Origin of the sequence: Sphingomonas sp. PvP055 (assembly GCF_040546365.1) — a bacterium.
Lineage (GTDB): Bacteria > Pseudomonadota > Alphaproteobacteria > Sphingomonadales > Sphingomonadaceae > Sphingomonas > Sphingomonas echinoides_A.
In genome coordinates, this window is sequence record NZ_JBEPNS010000001.1 from 2,781,154 (window position 1) to 2,794,909 (window position 13,756).

Annotated in this window: 13 protein-coding genes and 1 tRNA gene; 3 read left to right on the forward strand and 11 right to left on the reverse strand. The window is 65.8% G+C overall.

What is annotated here, in order from left to right:
* Nucleotides 1-3: 3 nt before the first annotated feature.
* The 6 genes from hemB to ABIC16_RS13140 all read right to left on the reverse strand — a co-directional run bounded on the left by hemB (nt 4) and on the right by ABIC16_RS13140 (nt 8,437).
* Nucleotides 4-996: a porphobilinogen synthase gene (gene hemB, locus ABIC16_RS13115; RefSeq protein ID WP_354291439.1), complete on the reverse strand. Its 993-nt coding sequence runs from the start codon at nt 994-996 to the stop codon at nt 4-6.
* 93 nt (nt 997-1,089) lie between these two features.
* Nucleotides 1,090-2,580, reverse strand: a complete 1,491-nt coding sequence (locus ABIC16_RS13120; protein ID WP_354291440.1) for an MATE family efflux transporter — start codon at nt 2,578-2,580, stop codon at nt 1,090-1,092.
* Between the two features lie 68 nt (nt 2,581-2,648).
* The gene (locus tag ABIC16_RS13125; RefSeq protein ID WP_354291441.1) at nt 2,649-5,519 is read right to left on the reverse strand and encodes a valine--tRNA ligase; all 2,871 of its coding nucleotides are present in this window, start codon (nt 5,517-5,519) and stop codon (nt 2,649-2,651) included.
* A gap of 129 nt (nt 5,520-5,648) precedes the next feature.
* The gene (locus tag ABIC16_RS13130) at nt 5,649-6,176 is read right to left on the reverse strand and encodes a DUF2497 domain-containing protein (RefSeq protein ID WP_277968382.1); all 528 of its coding nucleotides are present in this window, start codon (nt 6,174-6,176) and stop codon (nt 5,649-5,651) included.
* Nucleotides 6,177-6,235: 59 nt separating this feature from the next.
* Nucleotides 6,236-7,750, reverse strand: a complete 1,515-nt coding sequence (locus ABIC16_RS13135) for a TolC family outer membrane protein (RefSeq protein ID WP_354291442.1) — start codon at nt 7,748-7,750, stop codon at nt 6,236-6,238.
* Between the two features lie 21 nt (nt 7,751-7,771).
* Nucleotides 7,772-8,437, reverse strand: coding sequence for a protein-L-isoaspartate O-methyltransferase family protein (locus ABIC16_RS13140; protein ID WP_354291443.1), 666 nt, complete (start codon nt 8,435-8,437; stop codon nt 7,772-7,774).
* 212 nt (nt 8,438-8,649) lie between these two features.
* Here ABIC16_RS13140 and ABIC16_RS13145 point away from each other — a divergent pair.
* Nucleotides 8,650-8,723 (forward strand) — tRNA-Cys (locus ABIC16_RS13145).
* A gap of 39 nt (nt 8,724-8,762) precedes the next feature.
* On the opposite strand, the gene ABIC16_RS13150 is transcribed toward ABIC16_RS13145, so the two are convergent.
* Complete coding sequence (locus ABIC16_RS13150) at nt 8,763-9,164, reverse strand: (deoxy)nucleoside triphosphate pyrophosphohydrolase (RefSeq protein WP_502958313.1); 402 nt, start codon at nt 9,162-9,164, stop codon at nt 8,763-8,765.
* A gap of 87 nt (nt 9,165-9,251) precedes the next feature.
* Here ABIC16_RS13150 and ABIC16_RS13155 point away from each other — a divergent pair, with 87 nt between their 5' ends.
* Together ABIC16_RS13155 and ABIC16_RS13160 are read left to right on the forward strand one after the other, a co-directional pair.
* Entirely contained in the window at nt 9,252-9,434 is a 183-nt protein-coding gene (locus tag ABIC16_RS13155) for a Flp family type IVb pilin (protein WP_277968385.1), read from the forward strand.
* A 128-nt stretch (nt 9,435-9,562) separates the two neighbouring features.
* Nucleotides 9,563-9,724: a Flp family type IVb pilin gene (locus ABIC16_RS13160; protein ID WP_354291444.1), complete on the forward strand. Its 162-nt coding sequence runs from the start codon at nt 9,563-9,565 to the stop codon at nt 9,722-9,724.
* 102 nt (nt 9,725-9,826) lie between these two features.
* Here ABIC16_RS13160 and ABIC16_RS13165 read toward each other — a convergent pair whose 3' ends face one another.
* From ABIC16_RS13165 to ABIC16_RS13180, 4 genes are read right to left on the reverse strand one after another with little or no spacing between them, the layout of a single operon-like run.
* Entirely contained in the window at nt 9,827-10,774 is a 948-nt protein-coding gene (locus tag ABIC16_RS13165; RefSeq protein ID WP_354291445.1) for an acetyl-CoA carboxylase carboxyltransferase subunit alpha, read from the reverse strand.
* Between the two features lie 12 nt (nt 10,775-10,786).
* Nucleotides 10,787-11,725, reverse strand: coding sequence for a tyrosine-type recombinase/integrase (locus ABIC16_RS13170; protein ID WP_354291446.1), 939 nt, complete (start codon nt 11,723-11,725; stop codon nt 10,787-10,789).
* Entirely contained in the window at nt 11,722-13,614 is a 1,893-nt protein-coding gene (locus ABIC16_RS13175) for a hypothetical protein (RefSeq protein WP_354291447.1), read from the reverse strand. The genes ABIC16_RS13170 and ABIC16_RS13175 overlap by 4 nt, the downstream gene beginning before the upstream one ends.
* Nucleotides 13,595-13,732, reverse strand: a complete 138-nt coding sequence (locus ABIC16_RS13180) for a hypothetical protein (protein ID WP_277968390.1) — start codon at nt 13,730-13,732, stop codon at nt 13,595-13,597. Before ABIC16_RS13180 ends, ABIC16_RS13175 begins: the two co-directional genes overlap by 20 nt.
* Nucleotides 13,733-13,756 lie beyond the last annotated feature (24 nt).

The window sequence follows — 13,756 nt, forward strand, 5'->3', positions numbered from 1 at the left end:
CGCTCATTTACCGAGGAGACGGGCTGCGTGTGCGGCATGATACGTCAGGACGCCGGACGTGCCAGCGCGCTTGAACGCCATCAGGCATTCGAGCACCATCGCATCGCGGTCCGCCGCGCCCGCTGCGACAGCGGCTTCGATCATCGCATATTCACCGGAAACTTGATAAGCGAAAACAGGGACTTGGAACTCTGATTTCACGCGCAGGATGATATCGAGATACGGCATCCCGGGCTTGACCATCACGCTATCCGCGCCTTCCGCCAAGTCGAGCGCGACTTCGCGCAGCGCTTCCTCGGCGTTGGCCGAATCCATCTGGTAGGTCTTCTTGTCGCCCTTCAGCAATCCACGACTGCCGACCGCGTCGCGGAACGGACCGTAGAACGCGCTCGCATATTTCGCGGCATAGGACATGATCTGGACGTTGTGGTGCCCGCCGTCTTCGAGCGCGGTCCGGATTGCGCCGATCCGGCCATCCATCATGTCCGACGGCGCGATGATGTCGGAGCCCGCCTCGGCCTGAGTCAGCGCCTGCCCGACGAGTGCCTCGGACGTCGCATCGTTGACCACATACCCTGCCGCATCGACGAGGCCGTCATGCCCATGCGTCGTATAGGGATCGAGCGCGACATCGGTCAGCACGCCGACTTCAGGAACGGCATCCTTGAGCGCGCGGATCGCACGGCACATCAAATTGTCGGGATTGAGCGCCTCGCGCCCATCGTCCGTGCGGAGATGCGACGGCGTGTTCGGGAACAGCGCGATACACGGTATCCCCAGATCGCGCGCCTCGCGACCGCGCGCGACGATTCCGTCGATTGACCAGCGGGAAACGCCTGGCAGCGACGCGATCGGGTCCTCCACCCCATGCCCCTCGGCAATGAACAACGGCCAGATCAGATCTGCGGGGGTGAGCACCGTCTCGGCATGGAGTCGGCGGCTCCACGTGCTGGCGCGAGTACGACGAAGGCGAAGCGCTGGATAGGATGCGGTCATGCGCCGCTTTCTGGAACTTCAGCGAAGGTCGCGCAAGGGTTAGCGCGTGGCGGGGCGCAGCCGTCACGGTCGGTCCAACCGTGTGCGAGCCCCTCAACCCGCCGGATGCAGCCGCCCACCCGGTTCCGCAGGGTTCGGACTCTGATCGTGCGCCTCGTCCGCTGGCACCACCAGCCGCTGCTTGCGCCACCCGCCATAGCGATAATAGATTACAGCCATCGCGAAATTGGCGACCGACCCTAGCGGGAAGCTCCACCACAGGGCGTCGGCCCCGAGCGTCGGCTGAAACGCAAGCGCGAAACCGAGCCGCACCGGATACATCGCGATGAACAGCATCGTCAGCGGCGCCCACACCGCGCCGTTTGCCCGCACGGTCGAGAACAACACCATCGTCATGCCGAACACGATGAAGTTCCAGCTCGCCAGCACCTGGATATGCCGCGCGATCGGCAACGCCGCACTCTCGCCGCCTAGGAACAGCAGCATCACCGGCCGGTCGAACGCGATGATCGCGATCACCATCGTCGTCGTCAGCAACGCGCTGAACACCAGCCCCGCCACGGTAATGCGGTCGACCCGCGACCAATGCCCAGCACCGATGTTCTGCGCCACCATGCTGCTCACCGCCGCACCGACCGCCAGCGCGGGCATCTGGATATAGCCCCACAATTGCATCGAGATCCCGTACGCAGCAGTGGTATCGACGCCATAGCGGTTGACCAGACCCGTCATCGTCAGCGCAGCGACCGATACGACCAGCATCTGCGCCCCCATCGGCAGGCCTTTCAGCAGGATCGTGCGCGCCAGCGCCGCGGACGGCATCAGATAGGCAAGCTCCGCCCCGCGCAACCGGATCGGCAGGTCGCGGCGATAGATATACGCGAGCAAGCCGAGCGCCGCGACGTGAACCGAGATGAGCGTCGCCACCGCCGACCCGGCGATCCCCATCTCCGGCATACCGAACCACCCCCTGATGAAGACCGGGTTGAGCCCGCTATCGAGCAGCACGCTCAACGCCGTGAACCACAAGGGCGTCACCGAATCCCCAACCCCGCGCAACGCCATGCCCAGCAGCACCAGCAGCATCGTCGCGGGAAGCCCGAGGAAGATGACCCGCAAATACGCCAGCGCGAGCGGCTGCACGCTCGGCGGGGTGGCGAGGTTAGTCAGGATATCGGGGGCGAAGATCCAGCCCAGCGCTGCAATGACGACCGCGCCACCCATCACCAGACCGATCGACGCGCCAAACGCCCGCCGCGCCGCCTCGACGTCGCGCCGTCCCATCGACTGTCCGATCAGGATCGTCGCGGCCATGCCAAAACCGAAAACTGCGGCGAACATCAGGAACATGATCGTATTGGCGTTGGCGGTCGCCGCGACCGCGCCTTCGCCGAGGAACCGCCCGACCCAGATCGTATTGATCGACCCGTTGAGCGATTGCAGGATGTTCGACCCCAGCGTGGGGAGCGCGAAGGCGAGCAACGTCGTCGCGATCGGGCCGGTGGTCAGGTCGCGCTGTTTGGCGCCCCTCGCATTTGACAAAGGGGCGGAGGGGGGGGCTGTTCTCTCAACGACGTCGCTCACAGGCCCTCCCCTGACCCCGCCCGCAAACGGGAGGGGGATTGTGTGTCCGCCAGCATGCGCCGGCTATCTCACCCCAAACGCGCCAGGGCGGCGCCTAGTCGCTCGGCTTCCGCGGCTTTTTCCGCGTGATCCGCGCGCGCCTTCTCGACCGCCTCGGGCTTCGCACGTTCGACGAAGCTTGCGTTGCCCAAGCGGCCGGCCAGCGCGTCGCGCTCCTTGCTTGCCGCCTCGATCCCCTTGGTCAGCCGTGCGCGTTCGGCGTCGAGGTCGATGACTCCCGCGAGCGGCAGCACGAACGTCGCCTCGTCGACGACGACCTGCACCGCACCACCGGCAGGCGCATCCCCGGTCGCCAGATCGATCCGCGCGAGCCGCGCGATCACGCTTGCCTGCCGATCGAGCCGCGCCAGCGTTTCGAGTCCAGCATCACGAACGTGCACCGGCATCCGCGTGCCCGGCGATACGTTCAGCTCGGTCCGCGCCGCGCGGACTTCGCCGATCAGCCGGATCAGCCAGTCGATTTCCTGGCTTGCCGCCGGATCGAGCGCACGCGCATCCGCGATCGGCCAATGCGCGACGATCAGGTTGGTTTCGCGCGGTCCCATCGCGTTCCACAGCTCCTCGGTGATGAAGGGCATGAACGGGTGGAGCAGGACGAGGATCTGGTCGATGACCCATCCCGCGACTGCGCGCGTTTCGTCTGCGTCCGGTCCGGTCGCGGGCGCATCCATCTGGCCGAGCACGGGCTTGATCAGCTCGAGATACCAGTCGCAGAAGCGGCTCCATACGAACTGATACACTGCATTCGCCGCGCCATCGAAACGCAGGTCGGCGAGCGCCAGATCGACCGCCTGAACGGTCGCGATGGTCTCGGCGATGATCCACTTGTTGACCGCGAGGTTGGCGACCGGCGCTTCGAGCGTCTTGCTTGCCCCGATGCCATTGCCCTGTGCGAAGCGGCAGGCGTTCCACAGCTTGGTCGCGAAGTTGCGATAGCCCTCGACGCGCTTCTCATCCATCTTGATGTCGCGGCCCTGGCTCTCCATCGCCGCCATGAAGAAGCGCAGCGCGTCTGCGCCATACTGGTCGATCAGGCCCAGCGGATTGACCACGTTGCCCTTCGACTTGGACATCTTTGCGCCGTCTGCCGCGCGGACAAGACCGTGGAGATACAGGGTCTTGAACGGCACATCGCCCATGAAGTGCAAACCCTGCATCATCATGCGGGCATCCCAGAAGAACAGGATGTCGAAGCCGGAAATTAGCACGTCGTTGGGGTAGCGGCCGTGGAGCGTGTCCTTGAGCCCCTCCCCTTCAGGAGTGTCAGGTGAATAGCCCCCCGGGCTATTCAGGTCAGGCTGGGAGCCTGACCGACCTGACACTGGGTTGGGGTGGGGCCGTCCAGCAAGCGGAGTGCTCTGCGAGGCATCCCCCACCCCTGGCCCCTCCCCTGAAGGGGAGGGGTAAGCAGGAGAAGAAGTGCCGTCCCACCCGAGCGTCGCGAACGGCCACAGTGCGGAGGAGAACCACGTGTCGAGCACATCGCTGTCCTGCGTGAGAGCAACGCCCTCACCTGCCTGCGCCTGCGCCTCGGCCTCGCTCATCGCAACGAACACCGACCCATCCTCGGCGAACCACGCCGGAATCCGATGCCCCCACCAGAGCTGCCGCGAGACGCACCACGGCTGGATGTTCTCCATCCAGTTGAAGAACGTCTTCTCCCACGTCTTGGGCACGATCTTGATCGCCCCAGACCGCACCGCCTCGATCGCAGGCTTCGCCAGCGTCGCCGCGTCGACATACCATTGGTCGGTCAGCCACGGCTCGATCACCACGCCCGAGCGATCGCCATAGGGCGTCTGGATCGTGCGCGGCTCGGCGTCGTGCTCGGCGCCGTCCTTGTCGACGTGCGGGATCAGGAACCCCTCCACCTTCAGCTGCGCGACGACGGCCTTGCGCGCCTCCGCGGTGGTCAGCCCGAGAAACCCGTCAGGGATCAGCCCGTCCGCAACCTGCACCACCCGTGCCTTGGCATCGAGCATGTTAAGCATCGCGCCCGCCGCAATCCCCGCCCGTTTACCGACCTCGAAGTCGTTAAAATCATGTCCCGGCGTGATCTTCACCGCGCCCGAGCCAAGCTCCGGATCGGCATGATCGTCGGTGATGATCGGGATCAGCCGCCCCGTGATCGGCAACCGCACCTGCTTGCCGACCAGCGCCGTATAGCGCGCGTCCGAAGCATTCACCGCGACCGCCATATCGGCGAGCATCGTCTCGGGCCGCGTCGTTGCAACCTCGATGAACCCCGACCCGTCCGCCAGCGGATAGCGCAGGTGCCAGAAGCTCCCCTTGATCTCGCGCGTCTCGACCTCAAGGTCGCTGATCGCGGTGCCAAGACCCGGATCCCAGTTCACCAGCCGCTTGTCGCGGTACAGCAGCCCTTCCTTGTGAAGATCGACGAACACCTTGAGGACGGCCTTCGAGAAGCCCTCGTCCATCGTGAAGCGTTCGTTCGCCCAGTCCATCGAGCACCCGAGCCGGCGGAGCTGCTGCGTGATCTCCCCGCCGCTCTCTTCCTTCCACGCCCAGACCTTCTCGACGAACTGCTCGCGCGTGAAGTCAGTACGCTTCTCCGGCGGGGTGAGCGCGCCCATCTGCCGTTCGACCACCATCTGCGTCGCGATGCCCGCGTGGTCGGTCCCGACCACCCACAAGGCATCCTTGCCCTTCAACCGCGCGTGGCGCGTCAGAATGTCCTGCAACGTGTTGTCGAGCGCATGCCCGATGTGGAGCGAGCCCGTCACGTTGGGCGGCGGGTTGACGATCGTCCAGGGTTCGGCACCGGGGCGATCAGGCCGGAACTGGCCGGTCGCCTCCCAATGCGCGTACCAGCGCTGCTCGAGTTCGGCGGGATCGAAGGTTTTGGGAAGTTCGCTCATAATGCCATCGGCTTTAGCCGGGGACGCGCAAAAAGAAAGGGCACTCCGTCCGTCCTGGCAGCGCGATCGACGGTGTTTGAACGCGCCGGCGATCCGTCCGCGATCGCGTCTGACGGTCGCCGCGCGCGATTACTTCCCGGTGATCCGGTCGATTTCCTTGGCCACCATTGCTTCCACCATCTGCGGAAGATGGGCGTCGAGCCATTCGCGCAACATGGGACGCAACATTTCCCGGACCATCGCCTCGAGCGTGTCGCTCCCCGCGACTTCGGGTTTGACGATGAGGCGCGACAAGGTGTCCAGCGGCCCACGGGATGCGGCGGCGGTCCGTTGCGACAGGATATTCGGCGTCTCGGGTACCGGGGGCGCCACCGGAGCGGGCGGAGGCGTTGGGGGGAGTGAAGTCGGGGGGAGTGAAGTCGGGGGCGTAGCAGCCGCCGTCTCGGCCGGCCCAGCGACCGGGGCGTCGGTGCGCCGTGCGATCTGATCAGGCATTGCCGCCTGAACCGCTTCGCGCAATTCCAGAATATCGTCCCGGACGGTGGCGTCGCCTTCAGGTCGGCGCGGGACCGCCCGATCGCTGCGCTTGGCTCGGCCTGGGAGAGTATCGCTTTCCTCGGCGATGATGCGTTTGATCGACGAAAGAATGTCTTCCATCGATGGCTCTCCGCCCAAGTCCGCCATCAAAACCCCCGCGAATAAACATATACGCCGCGTCAGCGGTTCTTCGTCTGCTCACCTGCGGTAATCGGCGCGCTTCTGTCAACTGGTGCCGAGTCGAGCATCGGGTCGAGCGCGCGCGTCACGGCTGCGTTCTGTGCGGGCGTATCGGTCGTGCGGGTCCCCGTCACCGCCGGATCGGCCTGAGACGAATAATCCCAGATCTTTCCGCGAACGCTTTCATAGTGTTTGACCGGATCATACAAAGGCCCGCCATCGAGGCCCAGATCGCGCGCTTCGGCCTGCCCCATGGATGCAAGCAGCGCGAACCCGGCGACATACGCATCCCGCCGCGCGGTCACCAACGTCACCTGCGAGTTGAGCAATTCCTGCTCAGCGTTGAGGATGTCGAGGATGGTCCGGTTGCCGACGCTGTTTTCCGCCCGCACCCCTTCCAGCGAAAGCTTGTTAGCGTTGACCGCGATTTCGCTCGACGCGATCACCTCGAGCGACGATTTCCACACGGCATAAGCGGACCGCGCCTGGGCGATGACGCTGCGCTCCGTCTCGGTCACGCGTTCAATCGACTGCGCGCGCGCGTCCTGCGCCTGGCGGATCTGTGCCGCGGGGCGGCCGCCCTGGTAGAGCGGGAGCGTCAGGCCGACCCCGACGGTCGCGGATTTCCCGGACTGGCCGATCGCAACCCCCGTCCCCGAACCCAGCGACCCGAAATAATTGTAGTAGTTGCCGCCGACACTCGCGCTGATCCGCGGCAAGCGGTTCGACCGTGCGACACCGATATCGAACCCGGTAGCATCACGTTCCTTTGCCGCCGCAAGCAAAGTCGGGTTGTTCCGGAGCGCAACCGCCACAGCATTGTCCGGGTTGGCAGGCAGGTTGGGCAAACTCGGCGGCAAGTCCAGTCGACCGGGAACGGCACCGACAAGACGGATATAGCTCTCCCGGCTGGAGATCAGTCGCGCCTGCGCCGATTGTAACTGGCTCCGGGCCAGCGCCAGCCGCGCCTCGGATTGCGCAACGTCGGTCCGGGTCAAATCCCCGACCTGAAAGCGGTCGCGGCTTGCTTGCAGATTGACGTCGAGCACGCGAACGTTCTGCGTGTTTAGCCCGACGATCGCCTCGTCCCGAATGACGTCCATATAGGATCCGACAACCGCGGAAAACAGATCCGACTCGGTCCCGCGGAGCCCCAATTGTCCGCCCTCGACCCGCGTGTTCGCGGCGCGGACCGCGTTGCGCACCGCGCCCCCGGCATAGAGCGGGACCGTCAGCGTGACGTTGCCCGTCCCGCTTCGGTCCGGAGCGACGAAGCTGTTCGCCGCCTTGACGACGTTCTCGGTGTAGCTGCTCTGCAACTGCACGCCGGGCAGGCCCTGCGACCGCGCGATCGGAACGTTCTCGTCGATCGCGCGGAGGTTGGCGCGCTGTGCCGCCAGCGTCGGGTTACTCGTATACGCCTTGATCAGCGCATCGCGCAGCGTTTCCGCCGACAGCGGCGTCGCCATTACCATCACCACTGCAGAGCCGCTCAGAAGGGACAGAAATCGCATTGCAGGCGGCTCTTTTCTTGGTCAGAAAGTGAAAGTACGAGGGCTCGAAAAGCCCGGCAAAGGCACGCAATCGATGTCGGCGAAGTCGAGCAGAGCAAACCCGCCTGCGGTACGACGCCCTGCAGCCAGCCGGGTGACGCCGCGATCTGCAAGGCCACCGACGATCCGACCACCGACCGCGAGTTGATCGACCAGGGCCTGTGGTACGGCTTCGACCGCGCCATCGATGAACAGCACGTCATACGGCCCCTCGGCGGCATGCCCTTCCGACAGCGGTGCGTCGACCACCGAAACGTTGGGGTACGCAGACAGCGCCGCCCGGGCGATCGTCAACAAGGCCGGATCGTTCTCGACCGCGACGACCGATGCGACCAGTTCCGAGAGAACCGCCGCAGTGTACCCGCCGGCCGCGCCGATCAGCAGCACCCGATCGGTCGCGCGCAACTCGGCTTGCGTCAACAGGCGCCCGGTCGCGATCGGCACGTTCTGTGCACGCCCGTGGGTCAATGGGACGGCGGTGTCGCGATATGCGAGCCTCGCCACGGCTTCGGGAAGAAACGCCTCGCGCGGAACCAGGTCCATCGCCGCCACCACGCGCGGGTCGCTGACCGCGTTGGTCCGCAACTGGCTTGCCACCATCGCATGGCGCATGGCCGTCATATCGTGCTCGCGCAAATCCAAATTCATGATGCCACCCTCGTCGCGGTACTGTTATAGTGCAACAATACACTCATCGTCAATGCACCGCTTCTACCGTGCGTCCTCTGCTTCGCCAAGCGAGCGCTTGTTTCAATTCCGTCTCTGGTCGCTTTCGGTAAACAGGCCGTTAACCGCATTGCCGTTTTTTTGACTGCAAGAGTTGACACCGAAGCGATCCGCTTGCATCTGCGCCGCTCTCCGGCCCGATGGCGGAGTGGTGACGTAGAGGACTGCAAATCCTCGCACCCGGGTTCGATTCCCGGTCGGGCCTCCAGAATTCCATTCGTTCGGCGCGGCGGGATGCTTCGCGCTCCTACCGTGCCTTCAGAGCGGCCTCGAGCACGGAGATGAACGGTATGTCGGCCGGCGGCATCGCGATCTCCCGAAGCGCTAAGGGATGGTGCCACGCCAGGCCGGTTGCGGCGAGCGGCTGTGGTACGCCGCGCCATTCGCCGCACAGATACAACAACAAGAGCAGATGCCGATCGGCCAGCGGCACGCTCGCGAACGTCAGGGCGGTCAGCGCGGCCGGATCGACCTCGATCGCCAGTTCCTCCCGCAATTCGCGGACCAAAGCCGCTTCTGGCTGTTCCCCGGGCTCGACCTTGCCGCCGGGAAATTCCCACAGTCCGGCCAAGGTGGTGTCGAGCGGACGCTGCTGGACCAGCACCTGTCCTTCGTGATTCGTCAGCGCCGCCGCGACGACGAGCATCATAGGCATATCAGGGTGTTGCTTAGGCATTCGGTAAGGCTCTCCGAGTAACGCTGTCCGCTTCCTACACCGACCGGAGGCGCTGCCGACATGCTCGTCGGAATGATAAAACGGCTGCTTGCCGACCGAAAAGCTGGAACCGCGATAGAATATGGACTGATCGTCGCGCTGGTCGTCATCGCGTCGCTCGCGGCCATGGTCCAGCTTGGCCATGGCACGACAAGCATGTGGAAAAATATTAGTACGGCGGTGATCGCCGTTCCGGTTGGTTGATCGGCTCCAACGCTCTAAAATTCTTCGCCAGTTTAAATCTTTCTAAACCCGACAGCGCATAAATCTTCCGGAGTTGGCCGGCGCACCGGTCCGACCGGGTACTGAAGCCATCCTACGGAGACCGAATCATGAAGACCGTTCGCAACCTCATCAAGAACTCGAAGGGCGCCACTGCAATCGAGTACGGCCTGATCGCTGCGCTCATCGCCGTTGCCGCGATCACCGCGATGTCCGGCCTGGGCACGAAGCTGAGCAGCACGTTCACCAACGTATCGTCGACCCTGAAGTAATCGTTTCGGCCGACCTGCGCTAAACGAGAGGGCGGCGGAACCATGGTTCCGCCGCCCTTTTCTGCGCCACGCGACGGTCGGTCCGCCGATGCGGGGAGCCGGTTAAAGGCGCCCCATCGCCAGGAACTTCTCCCGCCGCATTCGCCGCAACTCGGCGGGCGAGTGATCGACCAATCGGGTCAAGGCCGCGTCGATCGCATCGCCTAGCGCGGCAATCGCCTTGCCGGCGTCGCGCTGCGCGCCCCCCAACGGCTCGGAGACGATCGTGTCGATGATGCCGAGCCCCTTCAAATCCTGCGCGGTCACCTTCATCGCTTCGGCCGCATCCGCCGCCTTGTCGCTGGTCCGCCACAGGATCGATGCGCAGCCTTCGGGCGAAATGACCGAATAGACCGCGTGCTCGAACATCAGCACCGCATTGCCCGCCGCAAGCGCGATCGCGCCACCGGAACCGCCTTCGCCAACGACCGCCGCGACCATCGGGACGCCCAGCGCGAGGCACTGCTCGGTCGACCGGGCGATCGCCTCGGCCTGGCCGCGTTCCTCCGCCTGGATTCCGGGAAACGCACCGGACGTATCGACCAGCGTCACCACCGGCAGACCGAACCGGTCGGCCAGCTGCATCAACCGGATCGCCTTGCGATAGCCTTCGGGTTTGCCCATGCCGAAATTGTGCCGCAGCCGGCTCGCGGTATCATCGCCCTTTTCATGGCCGATGACGAGCACCCGGCGCCCGCGAAACGTCGCAAAGCCGCCCATGATCGCTTGGTCGTCGCCAAACGCCCGGTCCCCGGCCAGCGGCATCCAGTCGTCGAACAGGCCTGCGACATAGTCCTTGAAGTGCGGACGACCGCCGTGGCGCGCGACCTGGGTCTTTTGCCACGGCGTCAGCTTCGCATAGGTATCCCGCAGCAGCTTGTCCGCCTTGGCCTGCAATCGCGCGATTTCCGCGCTCAGGTCGACGGTGCCGTCCGAAGCGGTTTCCCGCAATTCATCGATCTTGCCCTGGAGTTCGGCGATCGGTTTTTCAAAATCGAGAAAGGTTGCCATACGCTGCGGCGGTTAAGCCTCAGGCGTCTTCGCGTCAACGCGGCGTGTCTCGTCCGCCAGCGGATGCCGCGCGTTCACCAGCGCGACCAGATGGCTCGCCTCGACGTGCGTGTAGATCTCGGTCGTCGCGATGTCGGCATGCCCAAGCATCGCTTGCAACGCGCGCAGATCCGCCCCGCCCGCAAGCAGATGCGTCGCGAACGCATGGCGCAGCACGTGCGGGCTGACTCGCTCCGGGGGAATCCCGGCCTCGGCCGCGAGCGCCTTGAGCAACTGGTACAATCGGATACGGCTCAGATACGCCTTTCCGGAGGGAAACAGCCACGGGCTGTCGTCGGCGACATGCGCCCGCCACGCCGCCACCGCCGCCCGTGCTCGATCGGACAAGGGAACGAGCCGTTCCTTGCCGCCCTTACCGCGAAGGATGAGATACGGCCGGTCGGGCGCGACCGCACGCCGTGGCAGCGAAACCAGTTCGGTCGCGCGCAAGCCTGATCCATACAGCAACTCGACCAACGCCGACAGGCGCAGATCGTTTGGATCAGGCGGGTCCCGTCCGATCCGCTCTGCGATCGCGGCAAACAATCGATCGATGTCCGCATGGTCGAGAACCTTGGGCAACCCACGCGACGCGCCGGGTCGTGGCAACGCCGCGCCGGGATCATCGGGACGATGCCCCTCCTCCGCAAGGAACCCGAAGAACCGCCGCAAGGCCGCCGACTTTCGCGCCACGCTGGCTTTCGACAGGCCGAGCCATTCGGTGCCCACCTTCGTGAGATCGTCCGCCGATGCGACGGTCAGTCCACCGTTCAGCACCCCAGACGCAAGCAGCAGATCGCTGCGATACGCCGCCACGGTATTCTTCGCGGCGCCGGCCTCCGCAGTCATCATTTCCAGAAACCGCTCGATCAGCGCGCGGTCGTCACCTACCCCGCGCGGATCGGAGGTCAAAGCCGCGCGATCGCCTCGGCGGCGATCATCCGGGCTTCGCCGACCATCCCGACAGCGCGAAGCGCGGCGCAGATATGGTAGAGCGCTTCGGGTGGAACCCCGCGCCAGGATGGCGACTGCAATCCGGTCGCCGCAAGCAGGACGACCGTCCCGGGCTGGTCGTCCAGCGCCGCCTTGGCGATCGCGCGTGTCCAACTGTCGGACCGGTTGACCCGCACCGCGAGCGCCTCGGCACCCTGTGCGACATCCGCCGCGGACAACCGTCCCAACCCCGCCAGCGCGGCAAACAGCATCCGCCGCTTCATCCCCGTCGTGTCGTTCTCCCCGGCATATCCGCTGACATCACCGTAGGAGACCGTGGACATCGCAGGATCGATCAGCGTCAGCATCGCCCAGGCGTCTCCGCCGCGGACCGCCTTCTCGCGCCACCGCAGCGCGGGCGTGTCGAACCCGGCGCTCAACATCGCCGCGACCAGCCGCGTGACATCGGGCTTTTCGATCGACGTGGGGATACGGGCCGCCGCGCCCGCCGTCAGGATCAGCCGAGCGTAGCGCGCTTCATACCCCTTGGGCTCGTCCCACAATTTCGCGAGCGCCGTAATCCGCGCATCGGCATCGGTGCCGTCATACGCGGCGCGCAGGTTCCGCGCGACGCTGGCCGCGGCGGGGGGTTGATCGTCACCGGCATCGATCGCGGCATACAGATCGACCAGCGCCGCACTGGAAAGAATCCCGCGCGCGGCAGCAATCTCGGACGAACCGGCGCGCGCACCCGGCGTCAGGCTCGGCGACAGCGCGCGCCAGCCCTGCACAGCGGGGGCGCTGGTCTCGAGCAGACGTTCCGGGATTTCGACGCCCATCGCCATCGCCAGCCCGTACCGCCAGGCGGTCAGATACGGGACGCTGTCCCACTCGATCGTCGTCGCTTGTCGCGCCCGACCGGTGTTGCCGATGACCTTCTGCGCCAGCATCAGATCGATCCCGCCCGCAACCCGCGACTTGCGCGCAGCATCGAACAGCGGCTTCGCCTTGGTGGCGGTTCCCGACAACCCAGCGCACATCGCTCGCGCAAGAACCCAGCCGCGCTCGCGTCCCAGGGCGGCGCCATCTTCCGCCGCCGGACACAGCGCGGCAGGATCGCCCGATGCGAGCGCGGCCTGCATCGCCGCCTCGAACATCTTGGGCGTATAGTCTTCGGTGTCGACGGCCTGCGCCATCGCGCGTCCGGCGACCGACTCGCCCATCCGGACGAGCAACCACGCGCGCTCGGCCGCGAAATCCGCACCGTTGACGCCGCGGGGCGTATCGATTCGCGCCATCAACGCGCGGCGCAGCGCGATCGATACCCATCGCGACGCGATCGGGGCGCGCAGCCGCCGCATCAGCGTCTCGAGATAGCGTCCGTCGGCGCGACCAAATGCACTCGGTGCCATCGCCCCCTCTGCGGGCCCCGCGACGCCAACCTGCGCTAGCGACCGCCGCGCATAGCTCGGCATGTCGGCGCGCACGAACGCCCCGAAGTCCGTGGGGGACGGCGGGGTCGCGACCGGCGACGGTGTTGCGCCGAACTCGGGCACCTCGGTTGGAAGCAAGGCCGGAACCGACGGCGTAGGCGCGGCGATCGGCGATCCGACCTCCGGACCGACCGGCGCCGCGGGACGGGGCGCCGGGGTCGCGGTCGACGGCGTTCCGGGCGCCGACTGCGGCGTGGATTTCGGACGCGGACGCGCGGGTGCTACCGGTTGCGGCGGCGGGTTCGGGTCGCCAAACCCGGGCGGCAGGATCGATTCAGGCCCCTTTTGCCCCGCCGCCGGAATCGTCAGCGTCGCCGCAAGGACGGCGGTCGCGAGGATCGCCGGTAGCGCGCGGCTACTTCTGAAGGTTCGCAAGCGGTACGGCCTTCTCGACATGCTTCAGCGGCTTTTCGCGCGCCACCCCGGACAGCGCGAACAGGCCGCCGACCAGGACGGCCACGACGACGAGAAGCACGATGAGCAAGCGGGGCATGGGCAAGACCTGTAACGGACCAAA

Coding starts and splice junctions, on each gene's coding strand:
- hemB (WP_354291439.1), bottom strand. CDS start 996: ATGACCGCATCCTATCCAGCGCTTCGCCTTCGTCGTACTCGCGCCAGC.
- ABIC16_RS13125 (WP_354291441.1), bottom strand. CDS start 5,519: ATGAGCGAACTTCCCAAAACCTTCGATCCCGCCGAACTCGAGCAGCGC.
- ABIC16_RS13130 (WP_277968382.1), bottom strand. CDS start 6,176: ATGGAAGACATTCTTTCGTCGATCAAACGCATCATCGCCGAGGAAAGC.
- ABIC16_RS13135 (WP_354291442.1), bottom strand. CDS start 7,750: ATGCGATTTCTGTCCCTTCTGAGCGGCTCTGCAGTGGTGATGGTAATG.
- ABIC16_RS13140 (WP_354291443.1), bottom strand. CDS start 8,437: ATGAATTTGGATTTGCGCGAGCACGATATGACGGCCATGCGCCATGCG.
- ABIC16_RS13150 (WP_502958313.1), bottom strand. CDS start 9,164: ATGATGCTCGTCGTCGCGGCGGCGCTGACGAATCACGAAGGACAGGTG.
- ABIC16_RS13155 (WP_277968385.1), top strand. CDS start 9,252: ATGCTCGTCGGAATGATAAAACGGCTGCTTGCCGACCGAAAAGCTGGA.
- ABIC16_RS13160 (WP_354291444.1), top strand. CDS start 9,563: ATGAAGACCGTTCGCAACCTCATCAAGAACTCGAAGGGCGCCACTGCA.
- ABIC16_RS13165 (WP_354291445.1), bottom strand. CDS start 10,774: ATGGCAACCTTTCTCGATTTTGAAAAACCGATCGCCGAACTCCAGGGC.
- ABIC16_RS13180 (WP_277968390.1), bottom strand. CDS start 13,732: ATGCCCCGCTTGCTCATCGTGCTTCTCGTCGTCGTGGCCGTCCTGGTC.